Source organism: Polaromonas sp., from assembly GCF_012927415.1.
Lineage (GTDB): Bacteria > Pseudomonadota > Gammaproteobacteria > Burkholderiales > Burkholderiaceae_C > Polaromonas.
The window spans coordinates 13907-34739 of record NZ_JABBPF010000167.1; the positions used below are offsets into that span (position 1 = coordinate 13907).

The following is a 20833-nucleotide window of genomic DNA, read 5'->3' on the forward strand; positions in this document are numbered from 1 at the left end:
CCCTCATCCTTGCCTGCAGTGGCTTTGGGCACTTGCCGGGGCTTTCGGCATCGGTCAATTTAGAATGGCCCGATGTCCTATCTAGTTCTTGCCCGCAAATACCGTCCCCGAAATTTCTCTGAAATGGTCGGTCAGTCACATGTGGTGCAGGCGCTTGGCAATGCGCTCAACACTGGACGATTGCACCATGCCTACCTTTTTACCGGTACCCGGGGCGTGGGAAAAACGACTGTTTCCCGCATTCTTGCCAAGTCACTTAATTGCACCGGCGTTGACGGGCAGGGCGGCATTACTGCTGAACCGTGTGGGGTATGCGACGCTTGCAGAGACATTGACAGTGGCCGCTTCGTGGATTACACCGAGCTGGACGCTGCGTCGAACCGCGGGGTCGATGAAATCGCGCAGCTGCTGGAGCAGGCGGTTTACAAACCGGTGGTCGGCCGTTTCAAGGTCTTCATGATTGACGAGGTTCACATGCTCACGAACACGGCGTTCAACGCCATGCTCAAGACGCTGGAAGAGCCCCCCGAGTACCTCAAATTTGTGCTGGCCACGACTGACCCGCAAAAAGTGCCGGCGACTGTGCTCTCCCGCTGTTTGCAGTTCAACCTTCGGCCGATGGCACCTGAGACAGTGCTTGAGCATCTGGTGCAGGTGCTGGGCGCTGAAAACGTTCCCGCCGAGCCGCAGGCCCTGCGCCTGCTGTCGCGCGCGGCGCGCGGCTCCATGCGCGACGCATTGTCACTGACCGACCAGGCCATCGCATTTGGCTCGGGCAGGCTCGATGAAGCCAGTGTGCGCGTCATGCTGGGCAGCGTCGACCGCAGTTATGTGTTTCGCCTGCTCGACGCGCTGGCACGGGGCGATGGCCGCACGGTGGTTGAAACTTCCGAAGTGCTGCGCCTCAACGGCCTGAGTGCTGCCGCCACTCTGGAAGAGATGGCAACCGTGTTGCAGCGCATGGCAGTGTTGCAGACGGTGCCCGACATGGGCCGGGATGACGATGATGCCGATCCCGAAATTGCCGAAACGGCGCGGCTTGCGCGGGCGATGCCTGCCGACGAAACGCAACTGCTCTACAGCATGTGCCTGCATGGGCGCGGCGAGCTGGGCCTTGCGCCCGACGAATACGCGGCGCTGACCATGGTTTTGCTGCGTTTGCTGGCGTTCAAGCCTTCGCAGGCCCGCACGTCTACCGCACCCTTGCCGTCACACCCACCTGAGGGACAAGCAGTGACGGGGAGCGCCGCCGAGCCTGCAAAAAAGCCGCTGGCTAAACGACCGGTAGGTCCCACCGCGGAAGCCCTGCAGGTCAGTGCGCCCGCGTCGGCCCCGATTCCAACTCCCGGAAAAGCGTTTTTGAAGACACCAGCGGCGATAGCGACGCCAGAATATGCCACTGAGCTGCCTCCCAACCTCGAAAAGGAGTCAAATACGGCTCACGTCCAGGTAATTCGGCTTGAGGTTGCTATTGATTCAGTAGCGCTGATTGCGCTGCCGCAAGAACCGTTGCGCGCTCCAGTGCCTGTGCGCGTGACGGATGCGTCCATGCCGCAAACCTCTCTCGGCGATGTCTGGAGCGCCATCGTCAACCAGCTGGTCAATGCGGAAGTGGTGGCTGCACTGACGCGCGAGCTGGCGCTGCAGTCCGAGCTTTGCAGCCAGGACGCCAGTTTGTGGACTTTGCGTGTTGAGCGGGAGTCTCTCAGCCAGCCGGCCGCGCGTGAAAAATTGCAGGCAGCGCTGCAAACTTCCTTGTCAGAGCCTGCGCTGAAGCTCGCCGTGGAGATCGGTCCAGTGACTGACACCCCGGCGCGCCGCAGCGCCGCTGCATTGGCCGAGCGCCAGCGGGAAGCCGAGGCGTTGATCCAGAACGACCCGTTTGTGCAGGACATGATGCGGGACTGGGGCGCCAAAATTGTTCCCGGCAGCATCAAGAGCGTTTTGTCCTGACCCGGGGCATAAGCCGCTCTCCCAAGTTGATAATGCTCCTCAGCAATTTCAGAATTCAAAATTCAAAGGAAAGAACATGTTTAACAAAGGACAACTCGCAGGCCTCATGAAACAGGCGCAAGCGATGCAGGAAAACCTGAAAAAAGCGCAGGATGACCTGGCTTTTGTCGAAGTCACTGCGGAAGCTGGTGCCGGCCTCGTGAAGGTCACCATGACCTGCAAGCATGACGTCAAGCGTATCGAGATTGACCCCAGCCTGCTCACCGAAGACAAAGACATGCTTGAAGACCTGGTCGCCGCTGCTTTCAATGCCGCCGTGCGCAAGGCTGAGGAAGTCAGCCAGGAGAAGATGGGTAAACTGACGGCCGGAATGCCGGCGCTTCCAGGTGGCATGAAATTCCCTTTCTGACCCGAATCCTTCCGCATTCAAGACGGTGGCGAATTCCAACGCTCTGGAAGGCCTGACCCAGGCGCTACGCAAGCTCCCGGGGGTGGGGGCGAAGTCGGCGGCCCGCATGGCCTTTCACTTGCTGCAGCACGACCGGCCAGGCGCGCTGCAGATCGCCCGGGCGCTGGAACATGCGGTCGGCAGCATTGGGCACTGCGCGCTGTGCAATACCCTGACCGAGCTGGAGGTATGCGCAACCTGCATCAGTCCGCAGCGCGACCGCAGCAAATTGTGCGTTGTTGAGACGCCGGCCGACCAGGCGGCGCTGGAGCGTACCCTGGCCTACCGTGGCCTGTATTTTGTGTTGATGGGGAAGCTAAGCCCGCTTGACGGCGTGGGCCCCAACGACATTGGCCTGCAAAAGCTGTTTGACCGCGTGGTGCCCAAGTCTGTGGATGGTCAGTCGATTCCGGTGGAAAGGCGTGAGGTACAGGAGGTCATTCTGGCGACCAACTTCACTGCAGAAGGCGAGGCGACTGCACATGTCATCGGGCAAGCGCTGAAAAGCCGGGGCGTGCAAGTCACGCGTCTGGCCCGGGGAGTACCTGTGGGCAGCGAACTTGAATATGTCGATCTGGGCACGATTGCCCATGCACTGGTGGATCGGCGCTAGGCAAGGTGGGCGGTGAAAAATGAGCTTCTGGGCGAGGGGTGATTGAAGTCACGTCGCAGGCTGCACAAAAATAGTTGACATTAAAAGAAAAGGATCTGTCATGGCTTTTGCTCGTTTCACCATCGCTTACTGGTGCGTCCTGGTGGCAGCCCTGTTGCCGATGGTGTGTGCGGGGATTGCCAAGTACGGGACGATGCGGATGTCACGGCGTGAAGGCGGCTTTGACAACAACAACCCCCGCGCGTGGCTGGCAAAGCAGACTGATTGGCGAGCCCGCGCCAACGCGGCCCAGGCCAATACCTTCGAGGCGCTGCCATTTTTCTTCGCGGCGGTCATCATTGCCCACCAGCTGCAGGCCGGTCAGACCTGGCTCGATATTCTTGCCCTGATGTTTGTGGTGCTGCGCATCGCCTACGTCATGATGTATGTTGCGGATTGGGCCAGCGCGCGCTCAATGATCTGGGCGCTGGCCGTGCTCGTCAATGTAGCCATCTTTTTTTCGGGTTACCGCTGACATTTTTCCTGGTTGCCTATGGGTATCAGTAACCGGCCGTAACGTTCAAGGTTGCACGGTAAAAACCCGAACGGGGATGACCCGGATGCGTGTTTTTTTTTGCGCCGATAAGCTTCTCCTATTAAAGAAATTGCAGGAAGCCCCAATGAACCGCCAATTCCCCATTTCGCGCCGAAGCTTTGCAGGCGGCACTGCCGCGGTTGCAGCAACGCTTGCATTTCCCGCCCTGCGCGCGCAGAGCAAGCTTGAGAAAACGAAAATCGCACTCTCCGTCGGCGGAAAAGCGGCGTTTTACTATCTACCGCTCACCATCTCGGAGCAGCTGGGCTACTTCAAAGCTGAAGGCCTGGAGGTTGAAATCAGCGATTTCGCGGGGGGTGCGCGTGCTCTGCAGGCGGTGGTTGGTGGCTCCGCCGATGTCTGCTCAGGCGCTTTTGAGCACACCATCAACCTGCAGGCCAAGAACCAGATGTTCCAGGCTTTCGTGCTTCAGGGAAGAGCGCCGCAAATTGCGTTCGGCATTTCTTCCAAAAACATGCCCGACTACAAATCGATTGCAGATCTCAAAGGGAAAAAAATCGGCGTCTCTGCGCCGGGTTCATCGACCAACATGATGGCGAACCTGGTTTTGTCGCGCGGGGGCCTGAAGCCCGGCGATGTCAGTTTTATTGGTGTCGGAACAGCTGCCAGTGCGCTCACCGCGCTGCGTTCGGGTCAGATCGACGCGATGAGCAACACTGATCCGATCATGACGATGCTGGAGCAAAAAGGCGAGGTCAAAATCATCAGCGACACCCGCACGCTCAAGGGGACGGAGGAAGTGTTTGGTGGCCCGATGCCGGCGGCCTGTCTGTATGCGCCTGCCGACTTCATTCGAAAGAACCCCAATACCTGCCAGGCGTTGGCCAATGCCATCGTGCATGGCCTGAAGTGGCTGCAAACCGCCGGACCGGGGGACATCATCAAGACGGTGCCCGAAAGCTACCTGCTCGGTGACCGGGCGCTTTACCTCGCGTCATTCAACAAGGTCCGGGAATCGATCTCGCTTGACGGCCTCATTCCCGAAGACGGCCCGCGCACGGCCCTGAGGGCGCTGGCCAGCTTTGATCCAAGCATCAAGTCTGAAAAAATCGACCTCGCCAAAACCTACACCAATGAATTTGCGCGCCGCGCCAAAGAGCGATTCAAGGCGTGATCCACCGCGTCAAGTGCCGGCAGGTTCCGGGTTGTGCACAGCCTGAAGGTTTTATTTAGGTTTTTAGATGTCAGATCCCGCCGATCCGGATTCACACCATTACGCACTCGAGTTGCTCGATATCACCTGCACCTTCCGGGCGCAGGACGATGCGGCGCAGCGTTACACGGCCGTCAGCAACACCACGCTTCGCATTCACGCGGGTGAGTTTGTTTCGGTGGTGGGTCCTACCGGGTGCGGCAAGTCCACCCTGCTCAATATTGGTGCCGGTTTGCTGGAGCCATCGTCGGGCCAGGTGAGGGTGTGCGGCCAGCCGTTAAGCGGCATCAATACCCGCGCCGGCTACATGTTCCAGAGTGAAGCGCTGATGCCCTGGCGCAGTGCGCTGGACAACGTCATGATGGGACTGCAGTACCGGGGCGTTTCCGATGCCGATGCCAGGGCACAGGCGCAGGCCTGGCTGGAGCGGGTGGGGCTGGCTGAATTTGGCGATCGTTATCCACACCAGCTCTCAGGCGGCATGCGCAAGCGGGCGGCGCTGGCGCAGGTGCTGGTGCTCGACCCCGACATCATCCTGATGGACGAGCCTTTCAGCGCTCTGGATATACAGACGCGCCAGCTCATGGAAAACGAAGTGCTGGATTTGTGGGCAGCCAAAAAGAAGGCAGTCCTTTTCATCACGCACGATCTGGACGAAGCAATTGCCATGAGTGATCGTGTGGTGGTGCTGTCAGCCGGCCCGGGGACGCACCCGATCGGCGAATTTGCCATCGATCTGCCGCGACCCCGTGATGTCGCCGAAGTCCGGCATCTGCCGCGTTTTGTGGAACTGCATTCGCAGATATGGAATGTATTGCGTGACGAGGTGCTCAAGGGTTACGCGCAGCAACTGAAGAAAGCCGCCTGAAACATGTGCATTCACGCGATCTTTTTATGCTGCTCTCCAAAAGCACCAAGTATGGTTTTCTCTGATCAATCGCGGCGAAAAAATGCCTGCTTTTGCAGCGCAGGCAAAGCCTGAGATGTGGCGCTCCATCAAGCCTTCCGGGGGCAACTTGCGCATTTGGCAGCTGGGTTTGCTGTTGCTCATGCTGCTGGGCTGGCACCTCGCATCGCGTGATCAGCAAATCGCTTTTTTTCTGGGCGAGCCCATTCAGGTCGCAGGCCGGGTCTGGAGCTGGTTCATGCCATTCGGATTTGGCGCGAGCCTGTTTTTCCCCGATGGCCTGCCGGGCAATGCCGACATTTACCTTCACCTCGGTACGACCCTGCTTGAAACAGTGCTGGCTTTCGGCATTGGCACCGCGCTGGGACTGGGCTGCGGTTTGTGGCTTGCGCTGGCGCCCACGGCCAGCGCACTCCTTGAGCCCTACATTACCGCCGCAAACTCCATGCCTCGCGTGATTCTTGCGCCGATTTTTGCGCTCTGGTTTGGTTTGGGCATCTGGAGCAAGGTGGCGCTCGCCGTCACGCTGGTGTTTTTCATCGTGTTTTTTAATGTGTACCAAGGCGTGAAAGAAGTCAGCCCTGTCGTTCTGGCCAATGCCCGAATGCTGGGTGCCACCCAGCGACAGTTGCTGCGGACCGTTTACCTGCCCAGCGCCACCAGTTGGGTGTTCTCCAGCCTGCACACTTCGGTAGGCCTGGCGTTTGTCGGTGCGGTGGTGGGCGAGTATCTCGGCTCGGCTCGCGGCGTGGGCTACCTCATCTTGCAGGCTGAAGGCACTTTTGACGTCAATACGGTGTTTGCTGGTATTGTGGTTCTCACCGCATTCGCCCTGTTGCTCGACGGCCTCGTTGGCAAGCTTGAAAGACGGCTCATGAAGTGGCAGCCGCGCACCGGCGAAACGGAAAAGCTGTAGAAGCCCGCCTGGCAATCTCGGATTGCCGCGAGTTTCAGCAAGTTTTCCTTCCGTCCTACAAACTCGGCCCGAACAATTCGGTACATTTAGAGTTTAGCTGTTGCCGATGGCTTCCATGCTGGATGGAGGCTGCGGCGGCCGGCTTCCAAGGTACAAAAAAACTATGAATTTATCTCACAGCATCGCGCCTGTTGTCTCGCTGATCGCAGGCATTCTTATACTGCTCATCCCGCGGCTGCTCAATTACATCGTCGCCATCTACCTGATTATCATCGGCCTGATTGGCTTGTTCGGTACGGGATCGCTGCGGCTGTAAGTACTTCAAGCACCCATCGCCGTCCGCCCCCGCTTGACTGAATTGTCAGCGCCGCTTTGATTTGACAATCGCCTTGCTGGTGCCGCGTTTGACCACGCTTGCTTTGTTGCGCTGGGGAGTGGAAAGCGAGTGCTTCAGCGTTTTCACCACCGGGCTGCGAGCCGATGACGGCACACGCGCCGTGATCGGCAGGAATACCACCACCTGATGTCCCTTTGTAAAGCCCGCTCCCGTGCTGACGTTGTTCCAGCCCGCGACGCTCGCCGCAGTCAGGCCATAACGTTGGGCGATGGTGAGCACGGATTCTCCCTTTCGTGCCCTGACCATGGTGCGGCGCGTGACGATTTCCGGGGCCAGAGAAACCTGAGCGGTGTCGGCCACATGGCTGGTGACATCGTTTTCCACCAGAGCGGAACGCGGCACGACCAGCGTGGATCCGGCTTTGATGAGCATGCGGGGAGGGATATTGTTCACCGTGCGCAAATCGGCTTCATTCATTCCCGTATGACGGGCCGCTTCAGTCGCGTTCATGGTGCTGGGGGCGGTCCAGGCGGTCCAGCTGGCATATTGTCCCTGGCTGTAGGCATCAAAATTGCGCTGGAATACCAGCGCGCTGTCCCACGGCAGCAAGATAAGCGGTGTGCCTGCAGCGAGGATGACTGGTCGGTGGGCTGAGGGATTGAGCGCCTTGAAGTCTTCGATTTTTACGTCAGCAAGCCGCGCCGCCAGGGCTACGTCGATGTCCCGCGTGATTTGTACCTGCTGGAAATAGGGGTGATTTTCAATCAGCGGTAGTTCGGTGCTGAAAGCCCGCGGGTTGGCGACGATGTTTTTCACCGCCTGCAGTTTGGGCACGTAAAGCCGTGTTTCAGCTGGCATGTTGAGCTCGTTGTAACTTGTGCCCAAACCCGCCTTCTGATTTTTTGCGATGGCGCGGGCGACGCTGCCTTCGCCCCAGTTGTAAGCGGCCAGGGCGAGGTGCCAGTCACCAAACATGCCATAGAGTTTTTGCAGGTAGTCCAGCGCGGCGCGGGTCGAGGCCAGCACGTCACGGCGGTCATCGCGAAATACGTTTTGCTTCAAGGCGAAGTATTTTCCGGTTGCCGGCATGAATTGCCACATGCCCGCCGCTTTGGCGCTGGAAACTGCCTGCGGGTTGAACGCGCTTTCAATGAACGGCAACAGCGCCAGCTCGGTGGGCATCTGGCGGCGCTCAAGCTCTTCAACAATGTGAAAGAGGTATTTGCTGGAGCGCTCGGTCATTCGCTGGATGTAATCCGGCCGGCTGGCATACCACTGCTCCCGGTCGCCCACCAGTTCGTTTTGCAGATCGGGCATGGCAAACCCCCGCCGGATTCGATCCCACAACTCCTTGGGCGGCTCGGTTGACGCTATCTGGTGGGAGCCCACCTTGCCAGGTGTAATCGCCTGCAGCGGACTATTCGGGATTTGCGGTTTGAAGCCAGGGCTGGCGCCTGTCGTGAGCACGGGATCCCCCGGCATACCCGGCTGCGTCGCACAGCCTGCCAACACCGACATCACAAGGAGCAGGGCCAGCGAAAGAAAGCGCACGCTGATGGTGGGAAAAGAAAAAAGCGTTTGGGTTCGGTGGTGAGGCGTCATTTGAATTAATTTTTTTCACTGCCTGATGGCGGCGGATAGGGTGCTGTCGTCGTGGGCCGACGCATCAAAGCGGTGGGCGGCCGGCTTGAGGGTGGCTTGCCGCGTTGGTAAAAAAGGGTTGATTAATAGTTCCTGGGCGATCAAGCTGGGCACGGTAGGAAGATCTTCGCCCCGCAAGCGCACACAACGCGCCTGATAAGCGTCAAGGTCAGTGCTGTTCGCCTCCAGGGCCAGCGCGAAAGGAATGTTGCTAAAGGCGTATTTGCGAGGACAGCAAAGCAGCGTGGTACCGGGCAGGGCTGTCACCTTGTCCGGAGAGGCCAGCATTTGCGCGAACGTATCTTTAAACAGTCGGCCACAGCCGGCTGAAAAAAGTGTGTCACCGCGAAAGAGGAGGGGTTTCCCCTCTGCGTTCGGCGTGTCGAACGCAATATGTCCAGCCGGATGACCTGGGCCATTCAGCCTCTGAAACAGCAGGTCCAGCGAATTCACACTGTCACCTTCTTGCCGCGATGGACAAGGCTGCAGGATCGGCGTGGCTTTGGTCGCTTCGCGCAAGATATCGGCGTCAGCGACGCTGTCAGCATGATGGTGCGTGACTAGAATCGACTCTAATAGCAGTGTGTGCTCCTTAAGCATATGCAATACCGGCCCGGCATCACCGGGGTCCACCACCACCGCGCGCTTGCCGTCATGCAACAGCCAAGGGTAATTGTCGGCAAAAGCGGGAATGGGAAGTAAATACATGCGGTGGATTCGATGAACTCGGAAATTATAGGTTTGACAGACTGGCTGAGGACGCCGCCAGGCCGTTATTTGCTGAACTGGGAACGCAGGCATTTTGACGAGGCGGTGAGTGATATTTTTGGCTACCACGCCCTGCAACTCGGTCTTCCCGAACTCGATGCCCTGCAAGCTAATCGAATGCCGCACAAGTGGCTGGCATTGACTGGCACGGAAGGAAAGTCAGATTTCGCAAACCTGCCGCTGATGCCCGCTAATGGGACGAACCCAGAGGACAAAAGTTCCCCGCGTCCTGCCTTGCTGACCGATTCAGCTGCTTTGCCCTTTCCCGAAAGCAGTCTGGATCTGGTCGTGCTGCCCCACACGCTTGAACTTGGCCATGACCCCCACTCTGCGCTGCGCGAGGTTGAGCGCGTACTGGTTCCGGAAGGACGCGTGGTCATCAGCGGCCTGAATCCCGTCAGCTTGTGGGGATTGCGCCAGCGCCGCGGCCACTTTTATCAGCATTTTGGATACGACAAGCTTTTTTTGCCCGGAACCGGTGATTTCATTGGTTACTGGCGTCTGCGCGACTGGCTGAGGCTGCTTAATTTTGAGGTAGAGTCAGCCCGCTTTGGCTGTTATCGCCCGGCGTTGAAAAACCAGAAGTGGCTGGACCGATTTGAATGGATGGACTCAGCCGGTGAGCGCTGGTGGCCCATATTTGGAGCGGTATATTTTCTGGTGGCAGTCAAGCGTGTTCGGGGTATGCGTCTGCTCGAACCAGCGTGGAAAGCACATAAGGCGCCTGTGGCGGCACCGGTCGTGGTGGCCAGCAGAAAACCGGTGAACCGTGCGCCGCCGCCAGCCTGATTTCTTTGTCTTTTTTCTTTCTACTTTAATCGCCAGGCCATGCCTGGAATTGCAAATATCCATGACCGACTCGAACCCAGCTGCTATTTCCCAACACGTCGTGATTCATACGGATGGCGCATGCAAAGGAAACCCTGGCCCCGGTGGCTGGGGCGCGCTGCTGGCAACGGGCGACACCGAAAAGGAACTATTTGGCGGCGAGCTGGGTACCACCAACAACCGCATGGAAATGACCGCAGTGATTGAGGCACTGGCCGCGCTTAGAAGGCCCTGCAACATCACTCTTTACCTCGACAGCCAGTACGTACTCAAAGGTATCACCGAGTGGATACACGGGTGGAAGGCCAGGGGCTGGCGCACGGCCGCCAAGGCGCCGGTCAAAAATGTTGATTTGTGGCAACGGCTGGATGCGCTGCTGGTCAGCAGCGGTCACACCATCGATTGGCGTTGGGTCAGGGGGCACAACGGCGACCCGGGCAATGAACGAGCCGATGCGCTGGCCAACAAGGGTGTTGAGCGCGCCTTGGGTCGCCTTTGAACAATCGTTGAACGGAAGCGTGCCCCCGGCGCTTGGCTTCCCGCGCAGGATGCCATCCTTCACCTGATAAATCCTTTGTAAAGCTGCGGACAGGCGTCCGGGCAGTGCAGGCGAAGCCAAGCGGTCAAGGCGTTGTCCTGCTACATTGAGTGTTTATTTCCTTTTCTGACAAGTTACTTTTCTACCTCCTTCATGGCCCCAAAAGTGATTTACACCCTGATCGCGGTTGCAGGTATTGCGGCGGCGTCGGGCGCTGCATGGTGGTATCAAAAGCCCAAGCCCGCTGACGGTCTTGTGACGGCCTCATCGGGCGCTCCGGCACCTGCGGCATTGGGTGCTGCGACGCCGGCAAAACCGCCCTCGGTAGAGGTGGCGCGGGTGGAGCTTGCCCAACTCACGGACGACACGCGCGCAGTCGGAAGCCTGCGTTCGCGAAGGGGTGTGGTGTTGCGCCCCGAAGTGGGCGGGCGCATTACCCAACTGAATTTCACTGACGGCCAGCGGGTACGCAAAGGGCAGGTCCTGGTGCAGTTTGACGACCAGTTGCAGCAGGCGCAAGTGCAGCAAAGCCGGGCTGAACTCTCGATAGCCCTGGCCAACCAAAAGCGCAATCAGGAGCTGGTGGCGCAAAACTTCATCAGCCAGCGTTCTCTGGATGAGAGCGCTGCCAACCTCGAAGTGGCGCAGGCCAAGCTCGCACTGGCCAGAGCAACGGCGGCACGGTTGAAAATCGTCGCGCCGTTTGACGGCATTGCCGGCATTCGCCAGGTCAATGTGGGTGACTACCTGAAGGACGGCGCCGACATCGTCAATATTGAAGACATAGAAGCCATTTTTGTCGACTACCGGCTGCCTGAACGCTTTCAAGGCAAGCTCAGGCGCGGCCAGACGGCAATGCTTGACATCGATGCGTTACCCGGCCGCCAGTACATGGCGCAGATTCAGGCGATTGACCCGCTGATTGACGTCAACGGCCGCTCCGTCGGTATCCGCGGCTGTATCGACAACCGTCAGTCGCAGCTGCGCCCAGGCATGTTTGCCCGGGTCAATACGGTGTTTGGCGTGAAGGGCGACGCACGCGTGATTCCGGAGGAAGCGATTATTCCGCAGGGTGGAAAACAGTTTGTCATCAAGCTGCTGAACGCCGCCGCGTCGGCTGCGCCGACAACGCAGCGGGTTGAGGTCAGGGTGGGTTTGCGCAGCCCGGGCAAGGTGGAAATCCTCGAAGGGCTAAAGCCTGGTGACATCGTGGTCACGGCGGGCCACCAGCGCGTGCAGCGAGACGGCACCGCAGTGACTGTCGTTGACCTCGCCGCCGGCCGACCAGCGCGCGCGGCCGCCAACGGCCCGTCAGCGGGTGTCGTAGCGCCGGTTGCTACACCGGCCTTACAGACTGCGGCTACCCCCGCGCTGGTGGGCGCCCACCCCTGCGGCGCAGTGATTTCCCAGGCTGCGACCGGTCTGGTGCCCGTGCGCAGCACCTCCAGGACTGATCGCATTGCGCCGGCGTCGACAACAGAGCGCAACCCTGCCTGAGCTGTTTCCGAGCGTGACCAGCCATGACATCAGTATTTGACATATCGAGATGAGCCCCGATGCAACTCGCTGAAGTTTCCATACGCCGTCCAGTGTTTGCCACAGTGCTGTCGCTGCTCATCGTGCTGGTGGGGGCGGTCAGCTTTAACCGCCTTACCGTCCGCGAATATCCCAAGATTGACGAGCCGGTTGTCACAGTAAGCGTGCGTTATGCAGGCGCTTCCGCAGAAGTGATCGAGTCGCAGGTAACCAAGCCGCTGGAAGACTCCATTGCCGGCATTGATGGCGTGGATGTCATCACCTCGATCAGCCGCGCTGACCAAGCGCAGATCAGCGTGCGTTTCAGGCTTGAAAAAGATGCCGACTCTGCCGCCGCCGAAGTACGCGACCGCACTTCGCGCGTGCGTAACCGCCTGCCACAATCGATTGAAGAGCCCGTCATTGCCAAGGTGGAGGCCGACGCATTTCCTGTGATTCAGCTGGCGTTTTCCAGTGAGTCGATGACACCGCTGCAGATCAACGATTTGGTGAACCGTATCATCAAACCGCGCCTGCAGACTGTGACGGGTGTGGCGGATGTGCGCATTTTCGGCGAGCGCAAATATGCCATGCGCGTCTGGCTGGACACCGACAAGCTAGCGTCTTACAAGCTGACCACGCAGGATGTCGAAGATGCCATCAGCCGCAGCAATCTCGAGCTGCCAGCCGGCCGGATTGAGTCGCAGCAGCGCGAATTCAGCGTGACGTCCCAGACCGATCTGATCAAGCCGGCGCAGTTTGGCGAGATTGTGATCAAGAACATCAACGGGTTTTCGGTCAAGGTGCGCGACGTGGCAAGAGTCCAGGAAGGCGCGGCTGACGAGCGCACCGTAGTTCGGCTGAACGGGCGTTCTGCAGTCGCGGTGGGCGTCATCCGCCAGGCCACCGCCAACCCTCTTGATTTGTCAAAAGGGGTGCAGGAAGCCATTCCCAAACTGAGAGCGGACCTGCCGTCCGATCTTTTGATTGACATCGCCAATGACAACTCGGTTTTCATCGACCGCTCGGTGAAGAACGTCTACCGCACCATATTTGAAGCTATTTTGCTGGTCGCACTGGTCATTTTTGTGTTCCTGCGCACGCTGCGCGCGTCCATCATTCCCATCATCACCATCCCGGTGAGTCTGATCGGCACTTTTGCCCTGATGGCGCTGGCGGGCTTCACCATCAACACGCTCACGCTGCTGGCACTGGTGCTGGCCATCGGGCTGGTGGTGGACGATGCCATCGTCATGCTGGAGAACATTTTTCGCCATATCGAAGAAGGCATGGACCCGTTTTCAGCCGGTATCAAGGGTGCGCGTGAAATCGGTTTTGCCATCGTCACCATGACGGCCACGCTGGTCGCGGTATATGCGCCGCTGGCTTTCACGCCGGGGCGAACCGGCCGGTTGTTCGTGGAGTTTGCGCTGGCGCTGGCGGGCGCCGTGGTGGTGTCGGGGCTTGTGGCGCTGACTCTCACGCCGATGCTGTGCACCCAGTTGCTCAAGCACAACCCCAGGCCCAACCGTTTTGACCGCACCATGGAGCGCATGCTGACAGGTATTTCCGAGCGCTACGGCGTTTTCCTGCGCTGGATAGTGACCGCGCGCCACCAGCCGCGCGCCGGGGGCCGAAGCGGCAATCAGCGTTTGAAGGCCCTCGTGTTTCAGGCGCGCTGGATTGTGCTTGCCATCATGGCGCTCAGCGCCGTCGGCATCGTGCTGGTGTTTCCCACCATGAAGCAGGAACTCTCGCCAATGGAAGACCGCGGAGTGATCCTGGCAAGCGTCAACGCGCCTGACGGCTCGACACTGGAGTACACCAACCGCTACGCTCAGGCGCTCGAAAAAATGGGCCAGCCGTTCAAGGAGTTTGACCGTATCTTCGCCAACGTCGGCAACCCGACGGTCGCGCAGGCCAGCGTGGTCTACCGCACTGTGGACTGGGATGAGCGCAGTCGCTCGACCATGGAGATGGCGCGTGAGCTGCAGCCGAAGTTCAATGCCTTGCCCGGCGTGACGGCCTTTCCCATCACGCCCCCGTCCCTCGGTCAGGGCTTTCGCGAGCGTCCGCTCAATTTCGTAATTCAGACCTCTGACAGCTACCAGAACCTTAATGGAGTGGTGCGCCAGATGCTCGACGAGATTGCCAAAAACCCGGGCATCATGTCGCCCGACGTGGATTTGCGGCTGAACAAACCCGAACTGCGCATTGAGGTGGAACGCGATAGGGCGGCCGATCTCGGGGTAAGCGTCCAGGTGGTCGCCAAAGCCATTGAAATGCTGCTGGGTGGGCGCAACGTGACGCGTTACAAGCGCGATGCCGAACAGTATGACGTGATCGTGCAGACCGAGGCCAGCGGTAGAACCACCCCGGAGGACATTGATCGAATCTATGTCAGGGGCCAGAAAGGCGGCGTCGACGCGATGATCCCGCTGTCAAGTCTGGTCAAGGTTCAGGAAAGCGTCTCGCCGCGCGAACTGAACCATTTCGGACAGCGTCGCTCGGTGTCCATCACCGCCAGCCTGGCGCCTGACTACTCTCTCGGGGAGGCATTGAAGTTCATGGACCAGACGGCGACAAAGGTAATGAAGACTGGCTACAGCACCGACCTGAACGGTACGTCGCGCGGGGTCCGGGACTCGCCGGGCGCGCGGGCCAGAGTGTTTGTGGTGGCGCTGGGGGTTATTTTACGGGTGCTGTCCGCGCAGTGCGAGAGTTTAATCGACCCGCTGGTGATCATGCTGTCGGTGCCGCTGTCGATGATTGGCGCATTGCTGGCGCTGAAGTGGAGCGGCGGCTCGCTCAACGTCTATTCACAGATCGGGCTGATCACGCTAGTCGGGCTGATCACCAAACACGGTATTTTGATCGTCGAGTTCACCAACCAGTTGCGCGTGCAGGGCATGGAGATGACTGACGCGCTGGTGAAGGCGTCTTCCCAGCGGCTGCGTCCTATCCTGATGACGACCGGCGCCATGGTACTGGGTGCCTTGCCGCTGGCGCTGGCGCATGGCGCGGGAGCTGAAAGCCGCACCCAGATTGGCTGGGTCATCGTCGGCGGCATGTCTCTCGGGACCTTGCTGACCGTGTTTGTCGTGCCTACCATGTACACGCTGTTTGCCCGGAAGAGCGTGCCGGGGGCTAACAGGGCGGTTGCAAAAGAGCAAGCAGTGCCGCACCCGGACGGCTTCCCGGTTATCAAGTAAAAGGGTTCCGCGCAGGTTTAAGGCGCTATCGAGTGGGCGGCTCAGGGGCGTGAAGCGTCCGATAAAAAAAAGTGGTGTCGCACAGCCCGCCCTGGGGCAGCAATGCATAGCCGGGAATCACACCGCAGCGCTGCCAACCGAGCCGTACATAGAGCCGTTCCGCTTCGCCGCTGGCAGTGTCGAGCACCAGCAATGATTTGCCACATTCACACGCGAGGTGCTCGGCTGCCTGTACCAGCGCTGCGCCCAGCCCGCGGCGTCGCGCCCGGCGATGCACCAGCATCTTTGACAGGCCGGCGCAGTGCGCCTGGTTTTCGGGCTGACTCAACACCAATTGCACCGTTCCCACGATGCCCGTGGCGTCCTCCGCCACCAGCAGCGCGCGCTCGCCGCGGGCGACACCATCCAGCACAAAGCGCCAGAACGCCAGCGCCCTGGATGCCGGCAGAGGGTGCATGAAACTTACCGATGCCCCACCTTCCACACAATCGATGAGCAACCTGGCAAGCGCCTGCACCAGAGTGTCGGTTGCGGTCTCCAGACGATGAATGTAATGGGAGTGAATGATGTTTTTTGGCTGCATGTCTTGCGCGGTCAGCCCACGCCGTCGAACATCATCACGCTGACCTCATCGCCTGCGGCTACATTGCCCTGGGCATGGTGCAGCACCATCAGGCCGTTGGCCTCGGCCATCGAACGCAGCACGCCCGAGCCCTGGCTGCCGGTGGTCTTGACCTGCAGCGAACCATCAGGCGCGGCCGATACCCGTGCGCGCTGGTATTCGGTCCGGCCGGGCTTCTTGCGGATGGGCTCAAGGCTGCGTGCCTTGAGCAGCAGCACGGGCTCCGGGTTGGCTCCCATCATCTGCAGCAGGGCGGGGCGCACAAAAGCCAGGAAGGTGACCATGACGGCCACCGGATTGCCCGGCAAGCCAAAGAGAATGGTGGAAGCGTGTTTGCTATATTTATTATAGCTAACTGAGGCCGTATTAAATGGAGCTGAGGCTGATTTGACTGATAAGATTCGACCCACGGCCATGGGGCGACCTGGCCGCATCGCGATACGCCAGAAAGCCACATCACCGAGCTTTTTCATGAGGGCTTTAGTGTGGTCGGCTTCGCCCACACTGACGCCGCCGGAGGTGATGATGGCGTCGCAAAGCTTCGCCGCATGGGTAAATGTCGCCTCCAGCTTCGCGGGTTCGTCGGGGACGACGCCCAGGTCGACAATCTGGCAACCAAGGCGGCTCAGCATTCCAAAGACGGTGTAGCGGTTGCTGTCGTAGACGGCACCTTCGCGCGGCGCTTCACCGAGCGACAAAATCTCGTCGCCGGTGGAAAAATAGGCGATGCGCAGCGGCCGCCAGGTTTTCACTGTTTTAAGGCCTAAAGAAGCCGCCAGTCCCAGCCGAGCGGGTGTTATCAACTCACCCTTATGAAGCGCCGCCTTACCCTGCGCGAGGTCTTCGCCACGCAGGCGGCGGTTGTCACCGGCGCGCAGCAGGCCGGCCGGAATGCTGATGCTGCCAGACTCTCCGGACAGCTTCAGCGTCACGAACTCCTGCGGAACCACCGTGTCCAGACCCTGCGGCATGATGGCGCCCGTCATGATCTTGACGCACTGGCCGGGGATGACCGGGCCGCCGCTGCCTTGCCACGCCTTGCCCGCAAACGCCGTGCCCATCACAGCAAGCTCAAGCGCGGTGTTTTGTGTCAGTTGCGCGCCGTCAAACGCATAGCCGTCCATCGCCGAGTTGTCGTGCGGCGGCACATCAAACGGCGAAATCACATCCTCCGCCAGTATCCGCCCGAGTGACTCGAGCAAGGGCAGTTCGACAGCATCCTGAACCGGCGTCACCAGTTTGGACAGGAAGGCCTGGACATCCGCAGCAGACATGGCTTGCGGGTCGTAGCCCTGCAGTTCGGAAGCAATCTGATGGAGTGTTTTCACGGCAAGCACTAGTCGAGCCGGGATTCGAGCTGATGCAGCTCGGCCAGCGTGTTGGCATTAAAAAACGCGCGCTCGTCGTCGCCAGGTGCATTGAAGGGCACACTGACGGTTTTATGCTGTCCCGTCCAGGCGTCGATTTTGCGGCCGCCCGCTTGCGTAAATTGCATCAGGCTTTCCAGCATGCCGATGCGCATCAGGCAAAACACCGGCTGCGGCCGCAATTGGCCGTCTTCCTCAGGCGCGGCGGCGACCGCAAAATCGGCGTCTTCCCGGGCAAAAGCCGCTGCCATCCGGGCCACCAGATCGGCAGGAAACAGCGGCGTGTCACAGGGAACGGTGAGCAGGTAGGGCGTTTCACAGCGCTCTAGCGCCGTCATGAAGCCGGCCAGCGGACCGGCGTATTCGCCCAACCCGGTACTGTCAGGCCAGACCGGCACGCCGAAGGATTCGTATGCGGCCAGGTTGCGGTTGGCATTGACCATGATTTCGCCCACTTGGGGTGACAGCCGCATCAGCGTGTGCAGGGCCAGCGGCACGCCGTTGAAGTTTTGCAGACCCTTGTCCGCGCCGCCCATGCGCGAACCTCTGCCGCCAGCCAGAATCACGCCGGTGATGGCTTCGGCATGCAAGGGAGTCGTCATATTCATAGTCATCAAAATTCCCTGAAAATTTTGCATCAACCGCGGAGCAATGGCTCAGCGGCCAGGGCCGCGGAACCGGCTTCGCCGGGCCGCTGGCGCAGCAGCGCCTCTGGCGGACCGCGCAGTACGTGATGCGACAAGCGTGGCGGCCATATTCAGCCTCCGATATAACTCATTTCAACGCGCTTTGTGCCACCTGCCGGGCTGGCGTCTGGCGGCAGGGCGGCGCGCAGTTCCGAATAACGGTCGCTTCGCGCCTGCCAGATCGGGCCTATTGCTGCCGTAATCTGCTCGTCAGCATAATTGCTGCGAAGCAGGGCGCGCAAGTCGTGGCCCTGACTGGCAAACAGGCACAAAAACAGTTTGCCTTCGGTGGACAGCCGTGCCCGGTTGCACTCGCCGCAAAAAGCCTGTGTCACGCTGCTGATCACGCCGATCTCGCCCGCGCCATCGGCATAGCGCCAGCGCCCCGCCGTCTCGCCGCTGTAGTTCGGATTTATCGCCACCAAAGGAAACTCGGCATTGAGGCGTTCAATGACCTGCGCCGAGGGCAATACCTCGTCCATGCGCCAGCCGTTGGTGGCGCCTACGTCCATATATTCGATAAAGCGCAGCACCACACCGGAATTACGGAAGTGGCGGGCCATCGGCAGAATTTCGGCGTCGTTGGTGCCGCGCTTGACCACCATGTTGACCTTGACGGGGGCCAGACCGACCTCCCGTGCCACTTCAAGGCCTTGAAGCACATCAGCCACCGGAAAATCCGCGTCGTTCATGCGCCGAAAGATGCTGTCGTCCAGCGCATCCAGACTCACGGTCACGCGCTGCAGCCCGGCGTCTTTCAACGAACGGGCTTTTTTGGCGAGCAGCGAGCCGTTGGTGGTCAGCGTGATGTCAAGCGGTTTGCCTGCGGGAGTTTGCAGTTTCGCGAGCATCCCGATGAGCACTTCGAGGTGCTTGCGCAGCAACGGTTCGCCGCCGGTGAGCCGAATCTTTTCAACGCCGTGCGCGACAAAAATCTTCGCCAGCCGGGTGATTTCTTCAAAACTCAGCAGCGAGCTTTGCGGCAAAAAGGCATAGTCCTTGTCAAATACCTCGCGCGGCATGCAGTAGTTGCAGCGGAAGTTGCAGCGGTCCGTTACGCTGATGCGCAGGTCACGCAGCGGCCGGCCTAGCGTGTCGCTGAGCAGGCCGGTCGGAGCCGAAAGCCCGGCGGGAATCGGCGGCACGCGGCTGGCATAGCGAATATCCGCCAGTGGAATGATTTTTTTGGGTGTGTCTGTCATGAATGAATGCTCGATCATGGAATCTACTCCATTGGCCGGCCCGGGGCGGCAAAAATGCGGCCTTATCCCCAGGCGCCGCATGTAATTGCCACGGGATTTGTGCAAGGGCATTGGTTTTTCGCTGGGCCAGCCCAAAGAAAATCAGACCTTTGTGTTTTAGCCAGCAGGGGCTGCGGAACCGGCTTGGCCGGGCCGCAGGCGCAGCGCCCCCTCGGGGGGCAGCGAGCCACACGCGGTGGGCGAGCGTGGGGGCCCTTCACACACAGCGTGCTCCGTCCACCTCGATGCACACGCCGCTGATGAAGTCAGCCTCGTCGCTGGCCAGGTAAAGCGCCGCATTCGCCACGTCCAGCGCCGTAGAGAAGCGGCCCAGCGGAATGCTGGCCCGAAACCGCGCTTTGCGCTCCTCGTCCAGCGGTCCGCCGGCAAATTCGGCCGACAAACCGGTGTCGGGGTTGAACACCGGGTTGATGCAGTTGACGCGAATGTTGTCGGGCCCGAGTTCGGCCGCCAGCGACTTGGAGGTGGTGATGACCGCGCCCTTGGAGCCGTTGTACCAGGTCAGTCCCGGCCTGGGTCGCACCCCGGCGGTCGACGCAATATTGATGAAACTGCCGCCGCCCTGCGCGCGAAACACCGGCGTTGCATGAATGGTGGCGAGGTAAATGCTCTTGACGTTGATGGCGTAGCACTTGTCAAAATCCTCTTCGCTGACGTCCAGAGCGGGCTGATTGCGATGTGTCCAGCCAGCGTTGTTGACCATCACGTCGAGCTTGCCGTAGCGCTGCACTGCAGCCTCAACCAGCGCCTTGACTTCAGCCGATTTTGTGACGTCAGCGGCGAAGAAGGATGCGGTGCCTCCGGCCTTGACAATGGCGGCCACTACCTTTTCTCCCATCGCTGCATTAATGTCGTTCACGATGACGTTTGCGCCTTCGGCCGCCAGCCGCCGGGCAATGCCTTCACCGATGCCGCCGCCGGAACCGGTCACGATAATTGATTTATTTTTCAGTCGCATTTTTGAATTTCTTTCCTGCTACGTATTTGATAGCTGCTTATGACCATTAATATTGGACTGGAGCCCGGTTTTGCTCGTAACGTGTCCGCACGCGCAGAAACTTGAGGTGGTGCGATGACTCAATGATTTTGTAGACCGGACGGGACTGGGCATCCAGGCGCTGGTTGTAAAGCCTTCCCCCCAAGCACCGCCCGGCTTTTTGAGAGGCAGCGACGTTTGAAAAGAATTGGAACAGGACGTTCAGCAGCAGATCGAGTGCGTCAAGTTGAAGCCCTGAAAGAGTCAGGTTTTTGGCGTCTTTGCGGGCCTGCGTGGTGTAAACCAGTTGCAAAGGCGACTGACTCACCAGACCAGCTCCGTCTCACAGTTGTTCACCGGCGTATTCGAGCCTACAACAGTCCGCTTACGCGTTTCTGCAACGGATTTGAGAAAAAGCGTTTCCGGAACCGAGGCCCGGTCTGCGGCCGAAGTCAGCAGCGCTGAAGGGCGGGTGCGCTTGGTGATGACCGGCTGA

Annotated in this window: 20 protein-coding genes; 12 read left to right on the top strand and 8 right to left on the bottom strand. The window is 59.8% G+C overall.

The window, feature by feature from the left end:
- The first annotated feature begins 72 nt into the window (after positions 1–72).
- The 8 genes from dnaX to HHJ19_RS14185 all read left to right on the top strand — a co-directional run bounded on the left by dnaX (position 73) and on the right by HHJ19_RS14185 (position 6901).
- Positions 73–1953 (top strand): DNA polymerase III subunit gamma/tau, encoded by a 1881-nt coding sequence (dnaX, locus tag HHJ19_RS14150; RefSeq protein WP_296908440.1) that lies wholly within the window; start codon positions 73–75, stop codon positions 1951–1953.
- A 76-nt stretch (positions 1954–2029) separates the two neighbouring features.
- Positions 2030–2362, top strand: coding sequence for a YbaB/EbfC family nucleoid-associated protein (locus tag HHJ19_RS14155; protein WP_296908442.1), 333 nt, complete (start codon positions 2030–2032; stop codon positions 2360–2362).
- Positions 2363–2387: 25 nt separating this feature from the next.
- Positions 2388–3014 carry a recombination mediator RecR gene (gene recR / locus HHJ19_RS14160; protein WP_296908444.1) on the top strand — a complete coding sequence of 209 codons (627 nt, stop codon included), beginning with the start codon at positions 2388–2390 and terminating at the stop codon, positions 3012–3014.
- A 100-nt stretch (positions 3015–3114) separates the two neighbouring features.
- Positions 3115–3528: an MAPEG family protein gene (locus tag HHJ19_RS14165; RefSeq protein WP_296908446.1), complete on the top strand. Its 414-nt coding sequence runs from the start codon at positions 3115–3117 to the stop codon at positions 3526–3528.
- A 145-nt stretch (positions 3529–3673) separates the two neighbouring features.
- Positions 3674–4723, top strand: coding sequence for an ABC transporter substrate-binding protein (locus tag HHJ19_RS14170; RefSeq protein WP_296908447.1), 1050 nt, complete (start codon positions 3674–3676; stop codon positions 4721–4723).
- Between the two features lie 67 nt (positions 4724–4790).
- Entirely contained in the window at positions 4791–5630 is an 840-nt protein-coding gene (locus HHJ19_RS14175; protein ID WP_296908449.1) for an ABC transporter ATP-binding protein, read from the top strand.
- Between the two features lie 115 nt (positions 5631–5745).
- Positions 5746–6585 carry an ABC transporter permease gene (locus HHJ19_RS14180; protein WP_296908486.1) on the top strand — a complete coding sequence of 280 codons (840 nt, stop codon included), beginning with the start codon at positions 5746–5748 and terminating at the stop codon, positions 6583–6585.
- 163 nt (positions 6586–6748) lie between these two features.
- Positions 6749–6901: a DUF3096 domain-containing protein gene (locus tag HHJ19_RS14185; RefSeq protein ID WP_296908451.1), complete on the top strand. Its 153-nt coding sequence runs from the start codon at positions 6749–6751 to the stop codon at positions 6899–6901.
- A 45-nt stretch (positions 6902–6946) separates the two neighbouring features.
- On the opposite strand, the gene HHJ19_RS14190 is transcribed toward HHJ19_RS14185, so the two are convergent.
- Together HHJ19_RS14190 and gloB are read right to left on the bottom strand one after the other, a co-directional pair.
- Positions 6947–8524 carry a transglycosylase SLT domain-containing protein gene (locus tag HHJ19_RS14190; protein ID WP_296908453.1) on the bottom strand — a complete coding sequence of 526 codons (1578 nt, stop codon included), beginning with the start codon at positions 8522–8524 and terminating at the stop codon, positions 6947–6949.
- A gap of 15 nt (positions 8525–8539) precedes the next feature.
- On the bottom strand, positions 8540–9364 hold the full coding sequence (gene gloB / locus HHJ19_RS14195; protein ID WP_366929412.1) for a hydroxyacylglutathione hydrolase: 825 nt from the start codon (positions 9362–9364) through the stop codon (positions 8540–8542).
- On the opposite strand from gloB, the gene HHJ19_RS14200 reads away from it, so the two are divergent.
- The 4 genes from HHJ19_RS14200 (at position 9284) to HHJ19_RS14215 (ending at position 15424) form a co-directional block, all read left to right on the top strand.
- Positions 9284–10120, top strand: a complete 837-nt coding sequence (locus tag HHJ19_RS14200) for a methyltransferase domain-containing protein (protein ID WP_296908457.1) — start codon at positions 9284–9286, stop codon at positions 10118–10120. The genes gloB and HHJ19_RS14200 overlap by 81 nt on opposite strands.
- 61 nt (positions 10121–10181) lie before the next feature.
- Complete coding sequence (gene rnhA / locus HHJ19_RS14205; protein ID WP_296908459.1) at positions 10182–10658, top strand: ribonuclease HI; 477 nt, start codon at positions 10182–10184, stop codon at positions 10656–10658.
- A gap of 192 nt (positions 10659–10850) precedes the next feature.
- A complete protein-coding gene (locus HHJ19_RS14210) occupies positions 10851–12194 on the top strand; it encodes an efflux RND transporter periplasmic adaptor subunit (protein WP_296908461.1) in 1344 nt (447 codons plus the stop codon).
- A 59-nt stretch (positions 12195–12253) separates the two neighbouring features.
- Positions 12254–15424 carry an efflux RND transporter permease subunit gene (locus tag HHJ19_RS14215; RefSeq protein WP_296908463.1) on the top strand — a complete coding sequence of 1057 codons (3171 nt, stop codon included), beginning with the start codon at positions 12254–12256 and terminating at the stop codon, positions 15422–15424.
- A 25-nt stretch (positions 15425–15449) separates the two neighbouring features.
- Here the strand turns inward: HHJ19_RS14215 and HHJ19_RS14220 are convergent, their stop codons facing one another.
- The 6 genes from HHJ19_RS14220 to HHJ19_RS14245 all read right to left on the bottom strand — a co-directional run bounded on the left by HHJ19_RS14220 (position 15450) and on the right by HHJ19_RS14245 (position 20665).
- On the bottom strand, positions 15450–16007 hold the full coding sequence (locus tag HHJ19_RS14220; RefSeq protein ID WP_296908465.1) for a GNAT family N-acetyltransferase: 558 nt from the start codon (positions 16005–16007) through the stop codon (positions 15450–15452).
- An 11-nt stretch (positions 16008–16018) separates the two neighbouring features.
- The gene (glp, locus tag HHJ19_RS14225) at positions 16019–17374 is read right to left on the bottom strand and encodes a gephyrin-like molybdotransferase Glp (RefSeq protein ID WP_296908467.1); all 1356 of its coding nucleotides are present in this window, start codon (positions 17372–17374) and stop codon (positions 16019–16021) included.
- An 8-nt stretch (positions 17375–17382) separates the two neighbouring features.
- Positions 17383–18027, bottom strand: a complete 645-nt coding sequence (gene mobA / locus HHJ19_RS14230; protein ID WP_296908470.1) for a molybdenum cofactor guanylyltransferase MobA — start codon at positions 18025–18027, stop codon at positions 17383–17385.
- Between the two features lie 143 nt (positions 18028–18170).
- Positions 18171–19301 (bottom strand): GTP 3',8-cyclase MoaA, encoded by a 1131-nt coding sequence (moaA, locus tag HHJ19_RS14235; protein WP_296908488.1) that lies wholly within the window; start codon positions 19299–19301, stop codon positions 18171–18173.
- Between the two features lie 256 nt (positions 19302–19557).
- A complete protein-coding gene (locus HHJ19_RS14240; protein ID WP_296908472.1) occupies positions 19558–20319 on the bottom strand; it encodes an SDR family oxidoreductase in 762 nt (253 codons plus the stop codon).
- Positions 20320–20365: 46 nt separating this feature from the next.
- On the bottom strand, positions 20366–20665 hold the full coding sequence (locus tag HHJ19_RS14245; protein ID WP_296908474.1) for a hypothetical protein: 300 nt from the start codon (positions 20663–20665) through the stop codon (positions 20366–20368).
- Positions 20666–20833 lie beyond the last annotated feature (168 nt).

Excerpts from the sequence above, each read along its gene's own strand:
- dnaX (WP_296908440.1), top strand. The coding sequence starts at position 73 with ATGTCCTATCTAGTTCTTGCCCGCAAATACCGTCCCCGAAATTTCTCT.
- HHJ19_RS14155 (WP_296908442.1), top strand. The coding sequence starts at position 2,030 with ATGTTTAACAAAGGACAACTCGCAGGCCTCATGAAACAGGCGCAAGCG.
- HHJ19_RS14165 (WP_296908446.1), top strand. The coding sequence starts at position 3,115 with ATGGCTTTTGCTCGTTTCACCATCGCTTACTGGTGCGTCCTGGTGGCA.
- HHJ19_RS14170 (WP_296908447.1), top strand. The coding sequence starts at position 3,674 with ATGAACCGCCAATTCCCCATTTCGCGCCGAAGCTTTGCAGGCGGCACT.
- HHJ19_RS14175 (WP_296908449.1), top strand. The coding sequence starts at position 4,791 with ATGTCAGATCCCGCCGATCCGGATTCACACCATTACGCACTCGAGTTG.
- HHJ19_RS14180 (WP_296908486.1), top strand. The coding sequence starts at position 5,746 with ATGTGGCGCTCCATCAAGCCTTCCGGGGGCAACTTGCGCATTTGGCAG.
- HHJ19_RS14185 (WP_296908451.1), top strand. The coding sequence starts at position 6,749 with ATGAATTTATCTCACAGCATCGCGCCTGTTGTCTCGCTGATCGCAGGC.
- HHJ19_RS14190 (WP_296908453.1), bottom strand. The coding sequence starts at position 8,524 with ATGACGCCTCACCACCGAACCCAAACGCTTTTTTCTTTTCCCACCATC.
- HHJ19_RS14200 (WP_296908457.1), top strand. The coding sequence starts at position 9,284 with ATGAACTCGGAAATTATAGGTTTGACAGACTGGCTGAGGACGCCGCCA.
- gloB (WP_366929412.1), bottom strand. The coding sequence starts at position 9,364 with ATGCCTGCGTTCCCAGTTCAGCAAATAACGGCCTGGCGGCGTCCTCAG.
- rnhA (WP_296908459.1), top strand. The coding sequence starts at position 10,182 with ATGACCGACTCGAACCCAGCTGCTATTTCCCAACACGTCGTGATTCAT.
- HHJ19_RS14210 (WP_296908461.1), top strand. The coding sequence starts at position 10,851 with ATGGCCCCAAAAGTGATTTACACCCTGATCGCGGTTGCAGGTATTGCG.
- HHJ19_RS14215 (WP_296908463.1), top strand. The coding sequence starts at position 12,254 with ATGCAACTCGCTGAAGTTTCCATACGCCGTCCAGTGTTTGCCACAGTG.
- HHJ19_RS14220 (WP_296908465.1), bottom strand. The coding sequence starts at position 16,007 with ATGCAGCCAAAAAACATCATTCACTCCCATTACATTCATCGTCTGGAG.
- mobA (WP_296908470.1), bottom strand. The coding sequence starts at position 18,027 with ATGACTATGAATATGACGACTCCCTTGCATGCCGAAGCCATCACCGGC.
- moaA (WP_296908488.1), bottom strand. The coding sequence starts at position 19,301 with ATGACAGACACACCCAAAAAAATCATTCCACTGGCGGATATTCGCTAT.
- HHJ19_RS14240 (WP_296908472.1), bottom strand. The coding sequence starts at position 20,319 with ATGCGACTGAAAAATAAATCAATTATCGTGACCGGTTCCGGCGGCGGC.